This window comes from Enterocloster clostridioformis, assembly GCF_020297485.1.
Lineage (GTDB): Bacteria > Bacillota > Clostridia > Lachnospirales > Lachnospiraceae > Enterocloster > Enterocloster clostridioformis.
This window is the reverse complement of sequence record NZ_JAIWZC010000001.1, coordinates 3,641,394-3,662,590: the sequence shown is the minus strand read 5'-3', so window position 1 is coordinate 3,662,590 and position 21,197 is coordinate 3,641,394. Positions and strand designations below refer to the sequence as shown.

Annotated in this window: 13 protein-coding genes, 1 tRNA gene, 2 pseudogenes and 1 riboswitch; of the genes and pseudogenes, 13 read left to right on the top strand and 3 right to left on the bottom strand. The window is 48.5% G+C overall.

Annotated elements, in window-relative coordinates; all coding sequences use genetic code 11:
- The first annotated feature begins 211 nt into the window (after window positions 1-211).
- From LA360_RS18430 to adhE, 6 genes are all read left to right on the top strand, one after another.
- Window positions 212-2,692 (top strand): hypothetical protein, encoded by a 2,481-nt coding sequence (locus tag LA360_RS18430; protein WP_022201306.1) that lies wholly within the window; start codon window positions 212-214, stop codon window positions 2,690-2,692.
- 163 nt (window positions 2,693-2,855) lie between these two features.
- A complete protein-coding gene (locus LA360_RS18425) occupies window positions 2,856-4,148 on the top strand; it encodes a UDP-N-acetylglucosamine 1-carboxyvinyltransferase (RefSeq protein ID WP_002585037.1) in 1,293 nt (430 codons plus the stop codon).
- Window positions 4,149-4,255: 107 nt separating this feature from the next.
- Window positions 4,256-5,284 (top strand): transglutaminase domain-containing protein, encoded by a 1,029-nt coding sequence (locus LA360_RS18420; protein WP_022201307.1) that lies wholly within the window; start codon window positions 4,256-4,258, stop codon window positions 5,282-5,284.
- A gap of 129 nt (window positions 5,285-5,413) precedes the next feature.
- Window positions 5,414-7,258, top strand: a complete 1,845-nt coding sequence (locus LA360_RS18415) for a 5'-nucleotidase C-terminal domain-containing protein (protein ID WP_112481464.1) — start codon at window positions 5,414-5,416, stop codon at window positions 7,256-7,258.
- Between the two features lie 95 nt (window positions 7,259-7,353).
- A riboswitch (SAM riboswitch) is annotated at window positions 7,354-7,501 on the top strand.
- 116 nt (window positions 7,502-7,617) lie between these two features.
- On the top strand, window positions 7,618-8,805 hold the full coding sequence (gene metK, locus LA360_RS18410; RefSeq protein WP_002585040.1) for a methionine adenosyltransferase: 1,188 nt from the start codon (window positions 7,618-7,620) through the stop codon (window positions 8,803-8,805).
- A gap of 287 nt (window positions 8,806-9,092) precedes the next feature.
- Entirely contained in the window at window positions 9,093-11,705 is a 2,613-nt protein-coding gene (gene adhE / locus LA360_RS18405; RefSeq protein WP_022201310.1) for a bifunctional acetaldehyde-CoA/alcohol dehydrogenase, read from the top strand.
- 89 nt (window positions 11,706-11,794) lie between these two features.
- Here the strand turns inward: adhE and LA360_RS18400 are convergent, their stop codons facing one another.
- The gene (locus tag LA360_RS18400; RefSeq protein WP_002585042.1) at window positions 11,795-12,055 is read right to left on the bottom strand and encodes a helix-turn-helix domain-containing protein; all 261 of its coding nucleotides are present in this window, start codon (window positions 12,053-12,055) and stop codon (window positions 11,795-11,797) included.
- Between the two features lie 134 nt (window positions 12,056-12,189).
- Here LA360_RS18400 and LA360_RS18395 point away from each other — a divergent pair, with 134 nt between their 5' ends.
- The gene (locus LA360_RS18395; protein WP_022201311.1) at window positions 12,190-12,450 is read left to right on the top strand and encodes a hypothetical protein; all 261 of its coding nucleotides are present in this window, start codon (window positions 12,190-12,192) and stop codon (window positions 12,448-12,450) included.
- Between the two features lie 75 nt (window positions 12,451-12,525).
- Here the strand turns inward: LA360_RS18395 and LA360_RS18390 are convergent, their stop codons facing one another.
- The gene (locus LA360_RS18390) at window positions 12,526-13,515 is read right to left on the bottom strand and encodes a WYL domain-containing protein (protein ID WP_022201312.1); all 990 of its coding nucleotides are present in this window, start codon (window positions 13,513-13,515) and stop codon (window positions 12,526-12,528) included.
- Window positions 13,516-13,521: 6 nt separating this feature from the next.
- Window positions 13,522-14,823, bottom strand: coding sequence for a WYL domain-containing protein (locus LA360_RS18385; RefSeq protein WP_057572830.1), 1,302 nt, complete (start codon window positions 14,821-14,823; stop codon window positions 13,522-13,524).
- 323 nt (window positions 14,824-15,146) lie between these two features.
- On the opposite strand from LA360_RS18385, the gene LA360_RS18380 reads away from it, so the two are divergent.
- The 6 genes and pseudogenes from LA360_RS18380 (at window position 15,147) to ltrA (ending at window position 21,172) form a co-directional block, all read left to right on the top strand.
- Window positions 15,147-16,382 carry an RtcB family protein gene (locus LA360_RS18380; RefSeq protein ID WP_022201314.1) on the top strand — a complete coding sequence of 412 codons (1,236 nt, stop codon included), beginning with the start codon at window positions 15,147-15,149 and terminating at the stop codon, window positions 16,380-16,382.
- A gap of 276 nt (window positions 16,383-16,658) precedes the next feature.
- Window positions 16,659-17,247, top strand: a pseudogene (locus tag LA360_RS18375) (SPFH domain-containing protein); the annotation flags it as partial.
- 50 nt (window positions 17,248-17,297) lie between these two features.
- Window positions 17,298-17,385: transfer RNA gene (locus LA360_RS18370), tRNA-Tyr, on the top strand.
- A gap of 159 nt (window positions 17,386-17,544) precedes the next feature.
- A pseudogene (locus LA360_RS18365) lies at window positions 17,545-17,800 on the top strand (hypothetical protein).
- Between the two features lie 177 nt (window positions 17,801-17,977).
- Complete coding sequence (gene gdhA / locus LA360_RS18360; RefSeq protein WP_112481462.1) at window positions 17,978-19,312, top strand: NADP-specific glutamate dehydrogenase; 1,335 nt, start codon at window positions 17,978-17,980, stop codon at window positions 19,310-19,312.
- A gap of 579 nt (window positions 19,313-19,891) precedes the next feature.
- The gene (ltrA, locus tag LA360_RS18355; protein WP_002578445.1) at window positions 19,892-21,172 is read left to right on the top strand and encodes a group II intron reverse transcriptase/maturase; all 1,281 of its coding nucleotides are present in this window, start codon (window positions 19,892-19,894) and stop codon (window positions 21,170-21,172) included.
- The last annotated feature ends 25 nt before the right edge of the window (window positions 21,173-21,197 follow it).

The window sequence follows — 21,197 nt, the reverse complement described above, 5'->3', positions numbered from 1 at the left end:
CGGAAACAGGCCATCCTGGCTTAGAGACATGGTTAAGGTGCTTCTGTTGAATGAAATGTTCCACAGAAGGTGCGCCAGAGGTCTTTGCGCCTTGTAGGAACAGCAAAGAGATTATTAATAAAATTCCGAAAAGATTAAGTTGTAGTTTTACTGGATATTATATAAAATAGAAATGATACAGAGTAACCGGTATAAAGGATAAAAATCACATATGAAAAAAATATTGCAAAAAGCAGGGATTTTGTTCCTGATATTTATAGGAGCGCTGGTAGTGTATTTCATCAGTGCCAGAAACACAATGGAAAAAGAATCAGCTGTATATACATCCATGGAAGAACCGTCTTTGCCGGTGGTTTATACCCAACTGGGCGGTCAGGAAATCAATTGTCTGCATGGATACATGCAGGACATGGGGAATCAGGCAGCCAGGGAGAGCATCTCTGTGCTGCCTGAAGACCGTGGGCTGCATATCCGGATTCAGGAGTATGGAAACACCGTTACCGGAATCAGTTATGAGGTGAGAAATCTTACCATGGACAGGCTGGTGGAGAGAACGGAAGTGGAAGATTGGGACAGCGGGGACGGAAGTGTCAGCGCGGTGCTTCCGATTCAAAACCTGCTGGCCAGGAATGAAACTTATCTTTTGTCAATCACCGTGTCCACGGGTGAAAAGGAACTGCATTATTATACCAGAATCATGTGGCCGGACAATACCTATGCGTCAGATATGGTCAGGCTGGCCGGGGAATTTACCAGGAAGAGCCTGGACTATAATCAGGCAAGAGACCTGGTATCCTATCTGGAAACCAATGACACAGAGGATAACAGCTCCTTAGGCCATGTTACCATCAGGGCTAATTTCAGCCATTTGACCTGGGATGGTCTGGATGTGGAGATGGTGGGAGAGCCACAGGTGACTCTCCAGGAGTTTGACGGCATCATGGGTCAAATTCAGATTCGGTATCAGGTTGCCATCAATGAGGAGGACGGAACACGTTCCCTGGTTGACGCGGAAGATAATTTTACCATGAAGTGGAATGAGCAGAGAATCTACCTGATGAATTATGAACGGAATGCCAATGAAGTGTTTGACGGCGGTCACCAGTCTTTTTCAGGTAAAAAGATTCTTCTAGGAATTACAAATGACAACAAGGTGAGGACGATGGAGAGTCCAAAATCCAAGTATGTGGCATTTAAAACAGGCGGAGACCTGTGGTGTTATGATTATGATGATAAGCAGGCGGTGTGCGTATTTTCCTTCAGAAGCAATTCGGATGACGGTGTCAGAAGCGGTTACGACAGACACGATATAAAGATATTGTCCATGCAGGACGACGGCGCCATGGATTTTCTGGTGTATGGATACATGAACCGGGGCAAGTACGAAGGCCGGATGGGAGTGGTATTTTATCACTATGATAAGGAGCAGGACACGGTACAGGAAAAATTCTTCCTGCCTGCGTCTGAATCCTACGATATGGTGAAAGCTGACATTGATAAATTGTCCTATCTCAGCGAGAATGATATGATGTACATTATGCTTCAGGGCACTGTGTACGGTATCGATCTTAAGAGCAATGAATCCCTTGTATTGGCCCAGGGGCTGACAGAGGGAAGCTATGCTGTCAGCGGAGATGCCAGCCGGTTTGCATGGCAGGAAGGACAGAACCTGTATGAATCTGAGAAGGTTCATGTCATGGATTTTAATACTTCCCAGAAACAGGAAATCGTGGGGGAGGTAAATGATTACGTCAGAGTATTGGGATTTGTTGGAAATGATTTGATATATGGGCTGAGCAGCTCCAAGGACAAGTGGATTGTCAATGGACGCATGAAGGGTATGCCTATGTATGCAATGTACATTGTGGATACACAGATGCAGGTGGAGAGTGAATACAGAAAGGACGGCATCTATATAACGGATGTGGTGGCCCAGGACGGGAGGATTCACCTGAAGCGTTTGGTGCCGCTGGGAGAAAATCAGTATCTGTATCAGAACGAGGATACCATTGTATGCAACCAGAGGGTGGAAAAGGACCCCCTGGAGGGAATCGGCTGGTTTGCTTCCCAGGATAAGGGGAAGGTTTATTTTGTTCAGTCAGATTCGGAAATAAACGGGGATAAGGTCCGTACATCTGCGCCAAAGGCATTTTCCTATGAATATACAAGCGTTCTGGATACGGGAAGCGCTGCTTCCTCGTCATCTGATAACAGTATGGTATTTAAGGCTTACGGTGGCGGACATTATATTGGTTCATCCAGAAACTTCAGCCAGGCAGTGGAAATGGCCTATGGGCAGATGGGCTATGTGACGGACAGCAGCCAGCATATTGTGTGGGACAGAATCAACAGGCAGCCCATACGCAATATCAAATCCCCGGTGGATGAGGCCAGAAAGGTGACAAAGTATCTGGATTCATTTGACGGCAGCCGCGTCTATGAGGACGGGCTTATACTCATCGACGCGGGAGGATGCAGCCTGATCCAGATGCTGTATTATATTGACAAGGGTATTCCTGTGATTGCCTATGTGGAATCAGGCCAATATGTGCTTTTGTCCGGCTATGACCAGTACAATGTGACTCTCTATAATCCTCAGACCCAGGAGACACAGAAGATGGGACTGAATGATGCCACAGAGTATTTCAAGAACCTGCAGAATGATTTTCTGTGCGCTTTGGCAGTGGAGTAGACAGTGTACTTTAGAGCGTGCATTTTCGTTTTACTTTACAAATCTGATTCTTATGGTATAATCTAAGAAGATGTAAATAAAATATGAACAAATTTTTAAAGATTTCTTTAGGAGTATTTTCCTTATATATTGGATTTGTTTAAATAAAAATCAGAGGTGTGGAATGGAACAATATATTATCAAAGGCGGGAATCCACTGGTGGGAGATGTGACCATAAGCGGAGCCAAGAATGCCGCACTGGGAATACTGGCTGCTTCTATCATGACTGACGATGATGTGGTGATTGATAATCTGCCGGATGTAAGGGATATCAATGTACTGTTAGAGGCGATTCAGGAAATTGGTGCAAGGGTTGACAGGATTGACCGACACACTGTAAAGATAAACGGAAGCAATATAAGCGAGGTATCTGTGGATGATGAGTATATACGCAGGATACGTGCTTCTTACTATTTCATAGGAGCCCTTTTGGGCAAGTATAAGAGTGCGCAGGTTCCCCTTCCAGGGGGATGCAATATCGGCAGCAGGCCCATTGACCAGCATATCAAGGGATTCAGGGCATTGGGGGCTGAGGTGACCATTGAGCGCGGGGCTGTCATAGCCCATGCCATCGACCTGGTGGCAAGCCACATTTATCTGGATGTGGTGTCTGTGGGAGCTACTATTAATATCATGATGGCCGCAGCCCTGGCAGAGGGACAGACCATTCTGGAGAATGCTGCCAAGGAACCCCATATTGTAGATGTTGCCAACTTCTTAAACAGCATGGGCGCCAATATAAAGGGAGCCGGTACTGATACAATTCGTATCAGGGGTGTAAACCGTCTCCATGGAACCGAGTATTCCATTATACCGGACCAGATTGAGGCAGGTACGTTCATGTGCGCCGCGGCTGCCACCAGAGGCGATATCATGGTTAAGAACGTGATTCCCAAGCATCTGGAGGCCATTTCCGCCAAGCTGACGGAGATAGGCTGTGAGGTGATTGAATTTGATGACGCTGTCCGCGTGGTGGGAAAACCTTCCCAGAGACACACGGATATAAAGACCCTTCCTTATCCCGGCTTTCCTACGGATATGCAGCCTCAGATGTCGGTTGCCCTGGTCCTGGCCAACGGCACCAGTATGGTGACGGAGAGTATTTTTGAGAACAGATTCAAATATGTGGACGAGCTGGCCCGCATGGGCAGCAATATAAAGGTAGAGGGCAACGTGGCTGTTATAGACGGCGTAAAACGCCTGACAGGAGCCCAGGTCAATGCACCGGACCTGAGAGCGGGAGCAGCCCTTGTGATTGCGGGATTGGCCGCTGACGGGTATACAGTGGTGGATGAAATCGGTTATATCCAGCGCGGATATGAGTGTTTTGAAGAAAAGCTCCAGGGACTGGGAGCCATGATAGAAAAAGTAGATTCCGACCGGGAAGTACAGAAGTTTAAATTGCGGGTCGGCTGATAACAGGAGAGAATACAAGGCAGGAGGATGTACCGGAAGGTGCATGGATCCTGCCTTTTCTTTCAGAGGCAGGACAAACAGACTTAAGAAGGATATGTGGAACGGATATGAAACAGGAATTTTATTACCAGCAGATGAATAAAGCGCAGCAGAACGCCTACAGGGCCATGCTGGATGGATTTGAGTCACTGTCGCCGGAATTTCCGGTTCTGGGCCTGGATGGAAAAGAACTGTCAGATATTTTTTTCCGGTTGCGCCTGGACCATCCGGCCATATTTTATGTGGAGGGCTTTCACTACAGGTTTGCCCGGAATTCAGAATATGTGCAGATGATTCCGGAATATATGTTTGAGAAGAAGAAAATAAAAGAGATGAAAACAGCCCTGGAGGCCAGAATCAGCCGCCTGGTGCGGCAGGCAGAGGGGATGACGCCGGAGGAAAAGGAGAAGTACGTGCATGAATTCATCTGCTCCAATGTAACCTATGACAAACTGAAAAAACAGTATTCTCATGAAATTATAGGGCCTCTCCAGCAGGGAATCGGCGTGTGCGAAGGCATTGCAAAGACCGTGAAAATACTGTGCGACAGGCTGGGGCTGGAGTGCCTGATAGCCATAAGTGAATCAGCTCCTGACAGGGGAATCCGGTATCGCCATGCATGGAATCTGGTGAAGCTGAAAAACACATGGTACCATCTGGATGCGACCTTTGATAATTCCCTGGGCCGGTATGGACAGAAGCGGTTTGATTATTTTAATCTGGATGACAGGATGATATTTAAGGATCATCAGCCCCTGGTATATAAGGTGCCGGCATGTACGGACGGGGCAAGGTTTTATTACAGGGAGAACCGGCTGTCCCTGACTAAGTTGGAGGACGTGGCCGGACGCTTTAAGGTGGTACTGAGAAAAAAACAGCCCTATTATGTTTTCCACTGGCGGGGAGGATATCTGACCAGGGAGGTGCTGGAGCAGATTGCGGGAATTGCGTCTGAGGCAGCCAGGGAAAAAGGAAAATATGTCAGGATATCTGTAAATTATTCCCAGTCTGTGATGGAGCTGGCTGTGACGGATTACCAATCCGCACAGGAGATATGCAGGGAAGAGGCGAACGAGGGGGAGCTGGCCGGGGATTGATTTGGCGGATATCCGGATCTGCCGGAGCACCTGCTGTTTCATTTGGCTTTTGATGGAAAATATGATATGATGGTTATATGATACGAGCAGCAAAATGTTTGAAGAAAAGGGTGAAGAAGGAGGAAAATCATGAAAAACAAGAGTTTTAAATGGCTGCAGAGTCTGCTTCTCGCAATTGTCCTGACCGCAGTGGCAGTGACGGGCCTGCCGCTGGCAGGCGGTCCAATCACGGCACTGGCAGCGGACAAGGATATCGTGGTGCTGTACACCAATGATGTCCACTGCGGAGTGGATGACAATATCGGCTATGCCGGTCTGGCATTATATAAGAAGGAGATGCAGCGGCAGACCCCTTATGTGACCCTGGTGGATACAGGGGATGCCATTCAGGGAGCGCCCATTGGCACGCTTTCCGACGGCGGTTATCTTATTGATATCATGAACTATGTGGGATATGATTTTGCGGTTCCGGGAAACCATGAGTTTGACTATGGCATGTCCAGATTTCTGGAACTGGCCGGGAAATTAAATTGCGGATATTATTCCTGCAATTTTATAAACAGCGCAACAGGCACACCTGTTTTTGCGCCCTATAGGATGTTTACATATGGAGATACTCAGGTGGCGTTTGTGGGTGTGACCACGCCTGAGTGCTTTACAAAATCCACTCCGGCGTATTTCCAGGACAGCCAGGGCAATTATATTTATTCCTTCTGTGAGGACGAGAGCGGCCAGAAGCTGTATAATCAGGTGCAGGCCAGCGTGGACGCCGCCAGGACAGAGGGTGCTGATTATGTGATTCTGGCCGGCCATCTTGGGGAAAACGGCATTACCCAGAAATGGTCCTCCGCCAATGTGATTGCCAATACCACGGGAATTGACGCATGTATTGACGGTCATTCCCATGAAACGGTTCCGTCGGAGAACGTAAAGAATAAAAATGGACAGAATGTGGTTCTGACACAGACGGGAACCAAGCTGAACCATATCGGTAAGCTGACCATATCCGCCGATGGTTCCATACGCGCCGAGCTGATATCAGAGGTGCCTGCCGCGGATCCGGACAGGGAGTACACAGTACAGGAACATGACACCTTAAGCAGGATTGCAAAGAGAGAGCTGGGAAGTTATAACCGTTGGATTGATATTTATAACAGTAACCTGGATAAGATAAAGAATGCGGATGTGATTCCGGCGGGGCTTACTATTGTGATTCCCGGAGGAAGCTATATTAGCAAGGACGGAAAGGCTGCGGACTATGGAACCTGGCAGTTTATCCAGTCAATCGAGAACCAATACAATGAGACCTTAAAGACGGTTCTGGGCGCTACGCCGTATGAACTGACGGTTAATGATCCTGCCACAGGGAACCGTATTGTCAGAAACGCTGAGACGAATCTGGGTGATTTGACAGCGGATGCTTACCGTGTGGAGCTGGGGGCTGATATCGGGCTCAGCAACGGAGGTGGAATCCGCAGCGTTATTAAGCCGGGAAACATTACCTATAACGATACCCTGGCTGTGTTCCCTTATGGAAATATGGGATGTGTCATAGAGGCCACAGGACAGCAGATTAAGGATGCACTGGAGATGGCGTCTAAAAATTGTCCGGAAGAGAGCGGGGGCTTCCTTCAGGTTTCCGGTCTGACCTACACCATCGACACATCCGTTAGGTCCGGCGTACAGACGGATGACAAGGGCAATTTCACCGGCGTGTCAGGAGCCTACAGGGTAACGGATATTAAAGTGGCGGGAGAGCCCATTGACCTTAATAGGACATATACCGTAGCGTCCCATAACTACATGCTGAAACAGGGAGGCGACGGCATGACTATGTTTAAAGGATGCAATGTAATCCGGGATGAGGTCATGGTGGATGTGGATATATTATCTTCCTATATCAGGCGGATGGGAGGCTTTGTGACATCTGAGTATGCAAATCCCGCCGGACAGGGAAGGATTACCATAAGGTAGAATAGGAAATGATAAATTTTAGTATTGACATATAGATATAATTGCTATAAGATATTGAAAGTAACACATTTTACAATTAAAGAGTTCGTAAATATCCCTTATTCAGAGTGATGGAGGTACAAAGGACCTGTGAAGTCACGGCAACCCCGGTTGAGTATATCAGCAAGATATGCGAAAGGGCCGGAAGGTGCCAGCCTGAGCGAGGAGTATGCTGCAAGAGCATACTTGGTCGAGCAATAAGAGGATTTGAAGATTTAAAGATATTTTCAAGTCCGCAATTGCTGCGGACTTTGTTTTTTGTAAATGGTTGATGTTACAGCTGCTATTAATCATTTATCTGAAAGAAGGAGAGACTTAAAATGGAGAGAAGACTTTTTACATCTGAATCCGTAACAGAAGGGCATCCGGACAAAATGTGCGACGCCATATCCGACGCGATTTTAGATGCTCTGATGGAGCAGGACCCAATGAGCCGCGTAGCATGTGAGACAGCTACCACAACAGGACTGGTTCTGGTCATGGGAGAGATAACCACCAACGCCTATGTGGATATTCAGAAGCTGGTGCGTGAGACTGTGCGTGAGATAGGCTATGACCGTGCCAAATATGGCTTTGACTGCGATACCTGCGGTGTTATCACAGCTATTGACGAGCAGTCCCAGGATATTGCGCTGGGAGTGAATAAGGCGTTAGAGGCAAAGGAAAATAAGATGTCTGACCAGGAGCTGGATGCTATCGGAGCAGGAGATCAGGGCATGATGTTTGGTTTTGCCACCAATGAGACAGAGGAATTCATGCCTTATCCCATTTCCCTGGCCCATAAGCTGGCTAAGCGTCTTACGGAAGTCCGCAAAAACGGTACGCTTAAGTATCTCCGTCCGGACGGCAAGAGCCAGGTAACGGTGGAGTATGATGAAAATGACAAGCCGGTCCGCCTGGATGCGGTGGTATTATCCACGCAGCACGATGAGAGCGTGACCCAGGAACAGATTCATGCGGATGTGAAGAAGTACATCTTTGACGAGATACTTCCTCAGGATATGATTGACGGGAACACGAAGTTTTTCATCAACCCCACGGGACGTTTCGTTATCGGCGGACCTCAGGGGGACAGCGGTCTGACAGGACGTAAAATAATCGTTGACACCTACGGCGGTTATGCGCGTCACGGCGGCGGCGCATTCTCCGGAAAGGACTGCACCAAGGTGGACCGTTCTGCTGCATATGCTGCCCGCTATGTTGCCAAGAACATCGTGGCGGCCGGTCTGGCTGACAAGTGCGAGATTCAGCTGTCCTATGCCATTGGCGTTGCTCATCCTACCTCCATCATGGTGGATACCTACGGAACCGGGAAATTGAGCAATGAGAAGCTGGTGGACATCATCCGCTCCAATTTTGACCTCCGTCCGGCCGGAATTATCAAGATGCTGGACCTGCGCCGTCCGATTTATAAGCAGACAGCTGCTTATGGTCACTTTGGCCGCAATGATTTGGACCTGCCCTGGGAGAGACTGGATAAGGTGGAATTATTAAAAAGTTATCTATAGGAAGGCCCTTGAGATTTGGCCATTGTGTTCGATTGTTAATTACAGCTATCCTCTATTGCCATTGCGGTAGAGGATAGCTCTTTTCTTTCTTATATTGCCCTCTCTTTAAAAAATTTATAAAATCTTTCATTTACATATTGACATTTTTTTAACGAAGGTTTATAATGCAAACAGTGAGATTGTTAATTAATTGTCAATAGCGGTTGAGTAACAATTTAAAATGACTTGACAGGCAGGTACAGCCTAAATGTACTGATGCAAACACAAGGAAAATGGAGGATAAGGAAATGGCAAAGAAAATCGAGCAGGTTGTTCCGGAAATCATTGACAGCGTAGACGGACTAAATGCAAAAATGAACGCAATGCGCGAAGCGCAGAAAGCTTTTTCTACCTTTACACAGGAGCAGGTAGATAAAATCTTTTTTGCGGCAGCAAGCGCAGCCGATAAGATGCGTCTTCCGCTTGCAAAGATGGCAGTAGAAGAGACCGGCATGGGCGTGGTTGAGGATAAGGTCATCAAAAACAACTACGCGGCAGAGTATATCTACAACGCATACAAGGACACCAAGACAGTTGGTGTGATTGAGGAAGATAAGGAATACGGCATTAAGAAGATTGCCGAGCCAATCGGCCTGATTGCAGCTGTTATTCCTACCACCAATCCTACTTCCACAGCTATCTTTAAGACGCTGATTGCCTTAAAGACACGCAACGCAATCATCATTTCCCCACATCCCCGTGCTAAGAAATGTACCATTGCGGCGGCTAAGGTGGTTCTGGACGCGGCAGTGAAGGCCGGAGCACCGGAAGGCATTATCGGATGGATTGATGTTCCCTCACTGGAACTGACCAATGAGGTAATGAGAGATGCGGACCTGATTCTGGCAACAGGCGGTCCCGGCATGGTAAAGGCTGCCTATTCTTCAGGAAAGCCTGCTCTGGGCGTTGGCGCCGGCAACACACCGGTCATTATCGACGACACAGCAGATATTAAGATGGCGGTTAACTCCATCATTCATTCCAAGACATTTGACAACGGTATGATTTGTGCTTCCGAGCAGTCCGTTACAGTCATGGAATCCATTTACAACGAAGTAAGAAAAGAATTTGAATACAGAGGCTGCTATTTCTTAAAGCAGGGCGAGATTGATAAGGTCCGCAAGACCATCATTGTAAACGGCGCCCTGAATGCCAAGATTGTGGGTCAGAAAGCGGCAACCATTGCCAAGCTGGCAGGCGTTGAAGTACCGGAGGATACCAAGATTCTGATTGGCGAGGTTGAGTCTGTGGATATCAGCGAAGAGTTCGCCCATGAGAAACTGTCTCCTGTGCTGGCTATGTACAAGGCCAAGACATTTGACGAGGCTCTGGATAAGGCAGAGCGTCTGGTGGCAGACGGAGGCTACGGCCATACCTCATCCCTGTATGTGAATGTAAATGAGGAAGAGAAAATTTTAAAGCACGCAGCAAGGATGAAGACCTGCCGTATCGTAATCAACACTCCTTCTTCCCACGGCGGTATCGGTGACCTGTATAACTTCAAGTTAGCTCCGTCCTTAACACTGGGCTGCGGTTCCTGGGGCGGCAACTCCGTTTCTGAGAACGTTGGGGTTAAGCACTTACTGAATATCAAGACCGTTGCTGAAAGGAGAGAGAACATGCTGTGGTTCCGTGCACCTGAGAAGGTTTACTTTAAGAAGGGCTGTCTGCCTGTAGCATTAAATGAGCTGAAGGACGTTTTAGGCAAGAAGAGGGCGTTCATCGTAACAGACTCCTTCCTGTATAAGAACGGATACACCCATGTCATCACAGACCGTCTGAGCGAGATGGGAATCACATATACCGTATTCTCCGATGTACAGCCTGACCCCACACTGGCTAACGCACAGGCTGGCGCCAAGCTCATGAGAGAATTTGAGCCGGATGTAATCCTGGCTATGGGCGGCGGTTCCGCTATGGACGCGGGCAAGATTATGTGGGTGCTGTATGAGCATCCGGAAGTGGATTTCATGGATATGGCCATGCGCTTCATCGATATCAGGAAACGTGTATACACCTTCCCGAAGATGGGCGAGAAAGCATATTTCATCGCTGTTCCTACTTCCTCCGGTACAGGTTCAGAGGTTACTCCTTTCGCAGTTATCACAGACCAGGAGACCGGTATCAAGTATCCTCTGGCAGACTATGCGCTTCTGCCTAACATGGCAATCGTTGATACAGACAACATGATGAGCCAGCCGAAAGGTCTGACCAGCGCATCCGGCGTTGACGTACTGACCCATGCACTGGAGGCATATGCATCCGTCATGGCTACCGACTATACAGACGGCCTTGCACTTAAGGCCATGAAGAACGTATTTGATTACCTTCCAACAGCTTACAATGAGCCTACAAATGTTGAGGCGCGTCAGAAGATGGCGGATGCCTCCTGTATGGCTGGTATGGCGTTTGCCAATGCATTCCTGGGCGTATGCCACTCCATGGCTCATAAGCTGGGTGCATTCCATCACCTGCCACACGGTGTTGCCAATGCCCTGCTGATTTCCCTGGTGGTTGATTTCAATGCTGCAGAGAATCCGCGTAAGATGGGTACATTCTCCCAGTATCAGTATCCACATACCCGTGAAAGGTATGCGGAGTGCGCAAGATTCTGCGGAATCCAGGCTAAGGATGATGCAGAGGCGGTTAAGAAGCTGATTGTGAAGATTGAGGAGCTTAAGAGGAGCGTAGGCATCAAGTCCTGCATCAAGGATTATGGCATTGATGAGAAAGACTTTTTAGACAGGCTGGATGAAATGGTTGAGCAGGCCTTTGATGACCAGTGCACCGGCGCTAACCCAAGATATCCGCTGATGAGCGAGATTAAAGAAATGTATTTAAAAGCATACTACGGTAAATAATTCGTACCCATTGCGGGTAAATACCTTTATCCTTTGTGTTTGGAACAGGCCGTCTGTCGTTTGACAGGCGGCCTGTTCATGTTGTTTTGTTATTGTCTATCCCTGTGGTTCAGCATGATTCCATCAAAAAAAGATTCATAATTGATGTTAAAGATTTCCTTCATGGCAGCCAGCTCGGAGATTCGTATATTGTATGTGCCGCTTTCTATCTGGGAATATATGCTGCGTGAAATATTGATCCCCATCAGCTGCATCTTTGCAGTGACCTGATCCTGTGTAAGATGTGACTGCAGACGGTATTTTCGGATGTTTGGCCCTATCCTTAAATCCTGCTTTAATTTTTGATCCATGGCATCCTCCGGAATATGCAAGAAATAGGTTGCATTTCCTTGATTTTACGACAAATGTCATATATAATTGCAATGTATAGATTGCACAGAGGAAATTGGAAATATACATGCAGAAAGTAGAAGAGGAGTTTTATATGATGCCAGATAAATCCCAGGGGGGGCTGTTGGCCAGATTGCAGGATCTCTCAGGCTGCCAGTACCTTTCGGACCTTCACAGTCCGTTTTACATAGAGGATATTTTATATGCCGTGCGCATGGTAAGCATATCATCTTATTCCATGAGCGAATGGGAGGAGGCTTTCCGGTATATTACTGACGTCAGGATGGAATTTAAGAGTAAGGAAGAGCTTGTTAAGAATTTGATTCTAAGATTAGAGGAAAATAAGGAACCATAGAGTAAAAGGATGCCGAATGGCGGTCCTGGTGCATACATAGTATACCCGGTCTGCACAACGGCATCCTTTTTAAATTTATCCTTTCTCACTGTTGAACAGCTCATGCTGCCTTTTGACCCGTCTGCGAATCTGCCGTACAAAGGATGAAGGGCCAAGTACGCGGACCACGGGGCCAAAGGAGAGTATATCTATGAGAAGTTCTGTTTCATCTGTCAGATCATAGTGGATGGAACAGATCCAGCATTTCTTTTCCACGTCATATTCCGTGTGCTTTTCATAGTTGGCAAAATGCAGCATACACCGCTCCAGGGAGTTGCGTTCCCCGCTGATTTCCAGGACCACTGGTTCAGAAGCCTTTTGAACAGGCTGGAAACAGCGGGATTCCAGGTCGCCGGGACATGCTTTGGCGGTGACGTGGCAGTCCTTTATCCGCGCTAAATTCAGTATGGTGCTGCGGCTGAACGTATTCCTGTGGAACTGGAGACAGCAGAGCCGGAATTTATCGTCCTTGGAGGAATACTGAAGCTGGTAAGGGGCGGCCTCAAAGGAGTGGACACGGCCGTGTTTTCCCTCATAGGCCACCAGAAGAACGCGTTCCTCCTGAATCGCTTTGAGAATGGCCTGGAAATGCTTCCTGTAGTCGGAGGAACCATAGGAGTCCCCATCCCTGTAGCGGTCATAGCAGTAAAAATCGTCCTCACGGTAAAGGGAGGGCAGACCGTCCCATTCCCGGGCCAGAAGTTCCAACTGTCCGTCTGTGAAAAACAGCTGGAAACGGGGGTCCTGCATCAGGGATTTCAGCCATGCTTTTTGGAGGTTCGTAAGCGGGACGGTGGGAACGGCGTGTTCCAGACGGGACGTAAAGGTATGTTTGTCCTGTTCCTCCAGAAGGGCCCATGTGCCGTCCGTCAGTTTGGGGATAATGGACAGGGCGCTTTCCTGGAAACCGTAAGAACGGCATATATCCTCCATGTCCTGCCTGGTTATGGGGCTGTGCCAGGCTTTATCCAGTATGTGGCGGACCACATTGTAATAACAGCTGTATATTTTATGAAATAATTCCATGGTATTCTACTCCTCATTCCCGCAGTACATCTCATACATCTTTTCCCAATCGCGGGTTATCTTGGCTATGGAAAATAAATTCGTGCCCTGAATGTCCATGATACGGCCCGTAAAGGTTTTGACCCAGGACAGCATTTCATTGGTATCGAAAAATGTACCCGTGTAGAGAAACTGGTTCTCACGTATCTTCAGGACCTCTCCTCCCCGGCCTTCACGGTAAAGACGGTTTAGGATGTAAGGTTCCTTTTCCTCGTCTATATAGAGCTTGATACAGACCTCCTCCATTCGGTTTGCACCGCCTCCAAAAGACACGCCCCAGCATTTCTCCTTATTCTTTTCCAAATCACGGAGTACTTCCTCATAAAATGTACATGGCTCCAGAAGAGTCACACGGGTGATGGAGTCCAGCCGGGAGTTGCTGAAGCGGCGGCGCTCCGGCAGATACAGACACAGATACCTGCGCCCGGTCTGGGTGCTGACAAATATCTTCAGGGGAACCCCTGACAGGGTGGAAATCTGTCCGCTGCGGCTGCTTTTGTTCTCAAACCGGATCAAGCGCTGTTCACGGACAGCGGTCAGTATGTCGGCCAGAATGCCGTCCTCCAGCGTATGTACGATGAAATGGTGCTTGAATTGAAACAAATCATTGGATTCATCCTGACGGTCCAGGATGGTGCTGCCTATGTAGCCAAAGGGGGTGGCCTCCTGGAAGTATTTCACGGCTGTGGTGAGGCACTGCCACAGGTTCTGTTCCCCGTCCTCTGTCTCATCCGGTTTCATGACACTGGAATTTACGCGCCGGGGGTCTGTTTCCATGGGCATAAGGGGAGCCAGGGCGTAGGACAGGGTCTTGCCGTCCTTACGGGATACCAGTATTCCGAGGGTTTCATATTCTTTCAGCTTCAGGCGCACGGTCTGGGTGTCAAATACCACTCCATAGTTATGGGATATGAGGTCGGTTACAGCGCCGGACGACATGCCATCCGGACAATCCCATAAAAGGTCCAGAATGAAGAAATGGAGCATCAGGTCATTGTCTGTAAAGCTTTTGGACTTCCAGGCGGCGTACAGGGGATTTTGGGGGATGGTCTTGCTGTCCACATTGATGTAGACATGCTTTCCCTTGGAGGTGTAATCGGACTTTGTGTACCGGGAGAGCCAGCTCTCAATGCGGCGGCGTTCATTGTCATAGGTCCGGGAGCTCTTTTCGCTGAAATCGTTCCTTACCTTGAACCCGTATACGTAAAATTGGCGCATATAGTCCCGGATGCGGTCAAAGTTCTTTATTAATTCCTGAAATTCAGCCATGGCTGTCCCCTCCTGTATGTGGATTTCTGATAAGTTTGTTTTATATATTATTATCTTTCATTTTAATGTAATGGTCTGTTTTGTCAAGTTAACACACCTGCTATTACAGAATACTTCTAAATATAAAATTAATAGTAAATAATGGAAGTTCGCAACTTTTTTTAAATGATACCCACGTTAAGATCGGGTATTATAAGCATGTAGTTAAGATACATACGCAAATATATGAACGGTAAGACAGATTACCACGGCGCCGGCAGGGTGGGATTCATCCCAAAATCCATTGACGGCGTACAGAGTGAGGAAGAAAGGATGTGAGATATATGTTTGTGATGTATGAAAAAGAAAATATGAAGGTTCCGGTAAGGGTATGGCTGAAGGAACGCAAGGATTTGGAAGGCAGTTGCCTGGAACAGGCATATCATCTTTCACAGCTTCCCTTCCTTCACAAGTGGGTGAGTCTGATGCCGGATACACACGCCGGAAAGGGAATGCCCATTGGAGGCGTCATTGCGGCGGACGGCGTGGTGATTCCCAATGCTGTGGGCGTGGACATCGGCTGCGGCATGGCTTATACGGAGACCAACATCAGGGTGGCTGACATCAGGGAGGTTATCACGGGCAACGGTTCCCTCATCCAGGCTATCGTAGGCGATATCATGCGCAACGTGCCCGTGGGATTTGCACACCATAAGACCATGATGCCCAGCTATACCATGGACTGCGCCTTTGAGGAAATGGACCGGTATGAGGAGGATGCGGAGCTTCTGGGACAGCTGGAGGCAGGATATTACCAAATCGGTACGCTGGGAGGCGGAAATCATTTTATTGAGCTCCAGGAGGACGACGACGGTTATCTGGCTGTGATGATTCACTCGGGAAGCCGCCATTTCGGAAAGTCGGTCTGCGATTACTTCCACTATAAGGCAAGACAGCTAAACCAGACATGGTTCAGCTCTGTGCCGGATGAATACAGGCTGGCCTTCCTGCCGGTGGACACCAGAGAGGGGAAACAATACCTGAACTGGATGCAGCTGTCCATGGATTTTGCCAAAGAGAACAGGGAAAAGATGATGTTAGCTGTGAAAGCCATTCTGGAAAAATGGATTGGCAAGTATACCGAACTTTCACTGGAATTCTCCCATGACATAAACTGCCACCACAATTATGCCTCCTTTGAAAACCACTATGGAAAGGATGTGTGGGTCCATAGGAAGGGCGCTGTCAGCGCTCAGAACGGAGAATTAGCCGTGATTCCGGGGGCCATGGGTTCTTACAGCTATGTGGTCATGGGAAAAGGAAATCCGGAGAGCTTCTGCTCTTCATCCCATGGAGCCGGCCGTCAATATTCGAGAAAAGGCGCCATGGCGGCATTTTCCTGTGAGGAAGTCATTCTGGATTTACAGAAACAGGGTGTGATTCTGGGTAAGAAGGGAAAGGCTGACGTGGCGGAGGAGAGCCGGTTTGCCTATAAGAACATCGAGGAGGTTATGAATAACCAGCAGGATCTGGTGGTTCCTGTGAAGCGCCTTAAGACCATAGGTGTGGTGAAGGGATAGAAGGCCGCGGCAGTATGCCGGGGCCGGGAAAAATCAAGCAGGCGCCCGTCAGAGGGACGGGATGCCCGCCCTACATAAATATTGGCAGTTTGCCTTAAGAGGCGGAGTTTACTTCCTGGGACTCCCCGGTGCCCGGCTCTGCTTCGGGCCAGGGCCGCAGTGGCCTGCCCTTTCAGGATGTGCTTAAGCAGGAGCCCGCAGCAGGAGAATGGAGCCGGGCATCCGCCTTTTCCATCAAACAAGTTTTACAGATTCAAAATAAAGAGGGAATCAGATATGATGATAAAGAAATATATAATCAAAGAGCAGGAATGCGGCTGCCTGATGAAGGATGGCCGGTTTGTGGAAATGTTGACAGCAGGCAAGTATTCTTACTTAGACATGTTGGGATATGAGGTACAGACAGTGCCCATGACAGGGGAGGTCAGGACATGCCAAATACCGGAGGAGATCCTTATGAAGGATGAGAAGTTTGCCTCCAGGGTAGTGAAGGCAGTGCTGCCGGATGAGTGCATAGCCCTGCGGTTTGTGAATAAGGCGTACAGGGAAGTGATCACAAAGCCTGAGACATTGTACTGGAATGTATTTGAGAAAAATGAGTTCCAGCTCATCCATATAACACGGCCGCATATGGAGGATACACTTCCCAGGATGTATATGGACCTGATGGCAGCTTGACATCTCCGGCCAGGAAATTCTCACCGCAGATAAAGTGGCTGTGCGGTTAAATGTAATCTGCAGCTACCGGATTACCAATCCGGAGAAGCTGGTTCAGACCGTGGAAGGGGTGGCTTCCCAACTCTATACCTGTGTCAAGCTGAAGCTTCGGGAATATGTGGGACGGTACAGGCTGGATGAGCTCCTGGTATAGTACTGACATAAGAGAACGGAGGCCGCCGGGGCCTCCCTCCATAAGCGTCGGTATGCAAATGGTTGAAGCAAGCGGTCTGTAAAACTGTGACCCAGGTGGTGAACATTGTTGGATCGAATCCAACCCGGCGCATCAGGGCTGTTGACAGACTGGTTCCGGGTGGGCCCATGATGGCAGAAGAAGCTTTCATAAAGACCAGATTCTATAGTTATGGGCAGTCCGGTGCCGGCAGTTATTTATACCATGGCAGCGGACTGCCCTTTTTTGATGCGGAAAGCGAGGAAGATTCACATGCATCAGACCATGTTTCCACTATTGATTGTCAATATTTGTCAACAGGGAGTTTGGACCCTTTGCCATGGAGAAGGAGCAGCTTATGAACCGGTCCACGGTGACGCGGATTCTGGATGCCATGGAATTCTGGACCGGGGAAGGAAATCTGCTTAATTTTAAGGTGACACAGTGCGGTTCGGAGAATAAAAAGCTGTTCTGCCTGGAGAATATAAGGGGGACGAAGGGGATTTCCGGACAGGCTTCAGGGGAGTAAATGATGAAATATCCGGTAAAAATGCGGTAAAATTCGGTAAGTTGGATTTTAATCGGTTTACATACTTCTTGACTTTAGCATATTAACTTGCTATACTTTTTCTAAAGTGTTTGCCGGATCCACTGCCGGCACAGCATCCCCACACTTCACAAACAAAAATCCAGGAGGTAGATTGAAATGTCATACGTTGATGAGATTTACGAGAGAGTTGTAGCGCAGAACCCGGGTGAGCCGGAGTTCCATCAGGCTGTGAAGGAAGTATTGGATTCCTTAAAGCTGGTCATCGATGCCAATGAGGAGAAGTTCCGCAGAGAAGGTATCCTTGAGCGCTTCACGGAGCCGGAAAGAGTTGTTTCCTTCAGGGTACCGTGGATAGACGACAATGGGGCAGTCCAGGTAAACAAGGGATACAGGGTGCAGTTCAACAGCGCCATCGGACCATATAAGGGCGGCTTACGTTTCCATCCATCTGTAAACCAGAGCATTCTTAAGTTCCTTGGTTTTGAGCAGACACTTAAGAACTCCCTGACGGGCCTCCCCATGGGCGGCGGCAAGGGCGGTTCCAACTTCGATCCCAAGGGTAAATCAGACCGTGAGGTCATGGCTTTCTGCCAGAGCTTCATGACAGAGCTGTACCGCCATATTGGCAAGGATACGGATATCCCGGCCGGAGATATCGGTGTAGGCGGCAGGGAGGTAGGATACCTCTTCGGGCAGTATAAGAGAATCACAGGATTATATGAGGGCGTTCTTACAGGCAAGGGACTTACCTTTGGCGGCTCCCTGGCCAGGACCCAGGCAACCGGATATGGCCTGGTATACATTCTGAACGAGATGTTAAAGCACAACGGCAAGGATATGGCAGGCAAGACCGTAGTTGTATCAGGTTCCGGCAATGTGGCTATCTACGCAACTGAGAAGGCGCAGCAGCTGGGAGCAAAGGTAGTGGCTTTAAGTGATTCCAACGGCTATATCTATGACAAGGACGGCATTCAGCTGGATATTGTCAAGGAAATCAAGGAAGTGCGCAGAGGACGTATCAAGGAGTATGTGGATGAGGTTCCAACCGCGGTGTATACAGAGGGAAGAGGAATCTGGAGCATCCCATGTGATATCGCCCTTCCATGCGCAACCCAGAATGAGCTGAATCTTGACGATGCCCAGACACTTCTTGCCAACGGATGCTTTGCTGTGGCAGAGGGCGCTAACATGCCTTCCACCAGAGAGGCCACAGACCTGTTTGTGGAGAAGAAGATCCTTTTCATGCCGGGCAAGGCTGCCAATGCGGGCGGCGTGGCAACATCCGGACTGGAGCAGAGCCAGAACTCCTTAAGGATGTCATGGTCCTTTGAGGAAGTGGATGATAAGCTTCACACAATCATGGTAAATATCTTTGCAAAGGTATCAGAGGCGGCAGAGCGCTACGGAGTTGCCGGCAACTATGTGGCTGGTGCCAATATCGCCGGATTTGAGAAGGTGGTTGAGGCTATGCTGGGACAGGGCATTGTGTAGTTTGCCGGGGTATCGCGCATTCTCAATATAATACAGTCTGAATATAATATGCAGAGTGAGTCCCGCAGACAGGCCATATGGGTTTGTCCGCGGGATTTTGTTTGCCCAGCATGGGCGTTTTCTAATGGGTGAAAGTCCCAAGTGCGCGTAGGCAACAACGAAGCACATAGCCGAACAGCAAGGGTGTCCGCCGTGAGACGGAATCTGAAAGAAGCTGTAAGCAAACCTCTGACCTGACGGACAGGAACCGCATATAAGGCTCGGAAATACGGATAAGGTGGCAAAAGGCACTGAAGTCCAAAAGGTTGCCGGAAGTACGAGTAAATGCGGCAGGTACATGGAGGAAAAGAACACGCACCTTAACTGGGGAGGTCTCACAGGCGGTCTCATTAGCCGTAGTAACAACGAATTGTGAGAAGTCAGCAGAAGCCATAGTAGTGAGGAAGTTCCTGTAATGGGGACGGAGCGAAGGGCTGAACAATCAATCAGTTGAAGTACGTTCCACTTCGTAGCCGGAGCATACGCCTGTCGATGACTTCAAAGGCGGCAAAGGCAAAAGGGGCAGAAAGGAAACAACGCATGGACACAAGCAGTCTCATGGAGCAGATATTAAGCAGGGATAATCTAAATGCGGCGTATCTGCAAGTCGTAAGGAATAAAGGAGCGGCAGGCGTGGACGGGATGACCGTTGAAGAACTTGGCGCATATCTTTCGGAAAACGGCGAAAACATTAAGGAACAGTTGCGGACGAGGAAGTATAAGCCGAAGCCAGTCCGCAGGGTGGAGATACCCAAACCCGATGGTGGTACAAGAAATCTTGGAGTGCCAACAGCAGTAGACCGCTTTGTACAGCAGGCGGTGGCACAGGTGCTTACCCCGATATTTGAGGAGCAGTTTCACGACCACAGCTATGGATTCAGACCCAAGCGGTGTGCACAGCAGGCAGTCCTTAAAGCATTGGAAATGATGAATGACGGACACAACTGGATAGTGGATATCGACCTAGCGAAATTCTTTGACACAGTAGACCATGACAAGCTGATGACGATTTTCGGACGGACAATAAAGGACGGAGATGTCATATCGGTGGTAAGAAAGATTCTGGTCAGCGGCGTAATGATTGATGATGAGTATGAAGATACGGTAGTCGGCACACCGCAGGGTGGAAATATCTCGCCGCTGTTAGCAAATATCATGTTAAATGAGCTGGACAAAGAACTGGAAGCAAGGAGGCTGGATTTCGTCCGGTATGCAGATGACCTTATTATAATGGTCGGGAGCAGACAGGCGGCAGAGCGGGTAATGAAGAGCGTGGCTCGGTTTATAGAGGAAAAGCTTGGACTGAAAGTGAACGCGGAAAAGAGCAGGGTTGATAAACCAAAGGGCATTAAGTATCTGGGGTTTGGATTTTACTATGACTCATTTGCCAAAGGGTACAAAGCCAGACCACACCCGAAAGCGGCAGCAAAGTTCAAGGCGCAGATGAAGAAATATACAAGCAGGAGCTGGGGAGTGGGCAATGGTTATAAAATTGGGAAACTCAACCGGCTTATCCGAGGGTGGATAAATTATTTCAAAATCGGAAGCATGAAAAGGCTGTGCGCAAAAATGGACGGACAGATTCGGTATCGACTGCGCATGTGCATATGGAAACACTGGAAAACGCCAAAGAACAGGGAAAAGAATCTTATCAAACTTGGTCTGCCGCCAAATGCGGCACATGGCATTTCATATGCCAAAGGATATGCCAGAGTGTGCAGAAGCTGGAATCTCCACATTTGTATCAGTAAAGAGAGACTAGCTAAGTTTGGTCTTGTATCCATGGAAGACTACTACGCCGAAAAGGCTGTTACATGTTAAGTTGATTGAACCGCCGTATACCGAA

Coding starts and splice junctions, on each gene's coding strand:
- LA360_RS18430 (WP_022201306.1), top strand. CDS start 212: ATGAAAAAAATATTGCAAAAAGCAGGGATTTTGTTCCTGATATTTATA.
- LA360_RS18425 (WP_002585037.1), top strand. CDS start 2,856: ATGGAACAATATATTATCAAAGGCGGGAATCCACTGGTGGGAGATGTG.
- LA360_RS18420 (WP_022201307.1), top strand. CDS start 4,256: ATGAAACAGGAATTTTATTACCAGCAGATGAATAAAGCGCAGCAGAAC.
- LA360_RS18415 (WP_112481464.1), top strand. CDS start 5,414: ATGAAAAACAAGAGTTTTAAATGGCTGCAGAGTCTGCTTCTCGCAATT.
- metK (WP_002585040.1), top strand. CDS start 7,618: ATGGAGAGAAGACTTTTTACATCTGAATCCGTAACAGAAGGGCATCCG.
- adhE (WP_022201310.1), top strand. CDS start 9,093: ATGGCAAAGAAAATCGAGCAGGTTGTTCCGGAAATCATTGACAGCGTA.
- LA360_RS18400 (WP_002585042.1), bottom strand. CDS start 12,055: ATGGATCAAAAATTAAAGCAGGATTTAAGGATAGGGCCAAACATCCGA.
- LA360_RS18395 (WP_022201311.1), top strand. CDS start 12,190: ATGATGCCAGATAAATCCCAGGGGGGGCTGTTGGCCAGATTGCAGGAT.
- LA360_RS18390 (WP_022201312.1), bottom strand. CDS start 13,515: ATGGAATTATTTCATAAAATATACAGCTGTTATTACAATGTGGTCCGC.
- LA360_RS18385 (WP_057572830.1), bottom strand. CDS start 14,823: ATGGCTGAATTTCAGGAATTAATAAAGAACTTTGACCGCATCCGGGAC.
- LA360_RS18380 (WP_022201314.1), top strand. CDS start 15,147: ATGTTTGTGATGTATGAAAAAGAAAATATGAAGGTTCCGGTAAGGGTA.
- gdhA (WP_112481462.1), top strand. CDS start 17,978: ATGTCATACGTTGATGAGATTTACGAGAGAGTTGTAGCGCAGAACCCG.
- ltrA (WP_002578445.1), top strand. CDS start 19,892: ATGGACACAAGCAGTCTCATGGAGCAGATATTAAGCAGGGATAATCTA.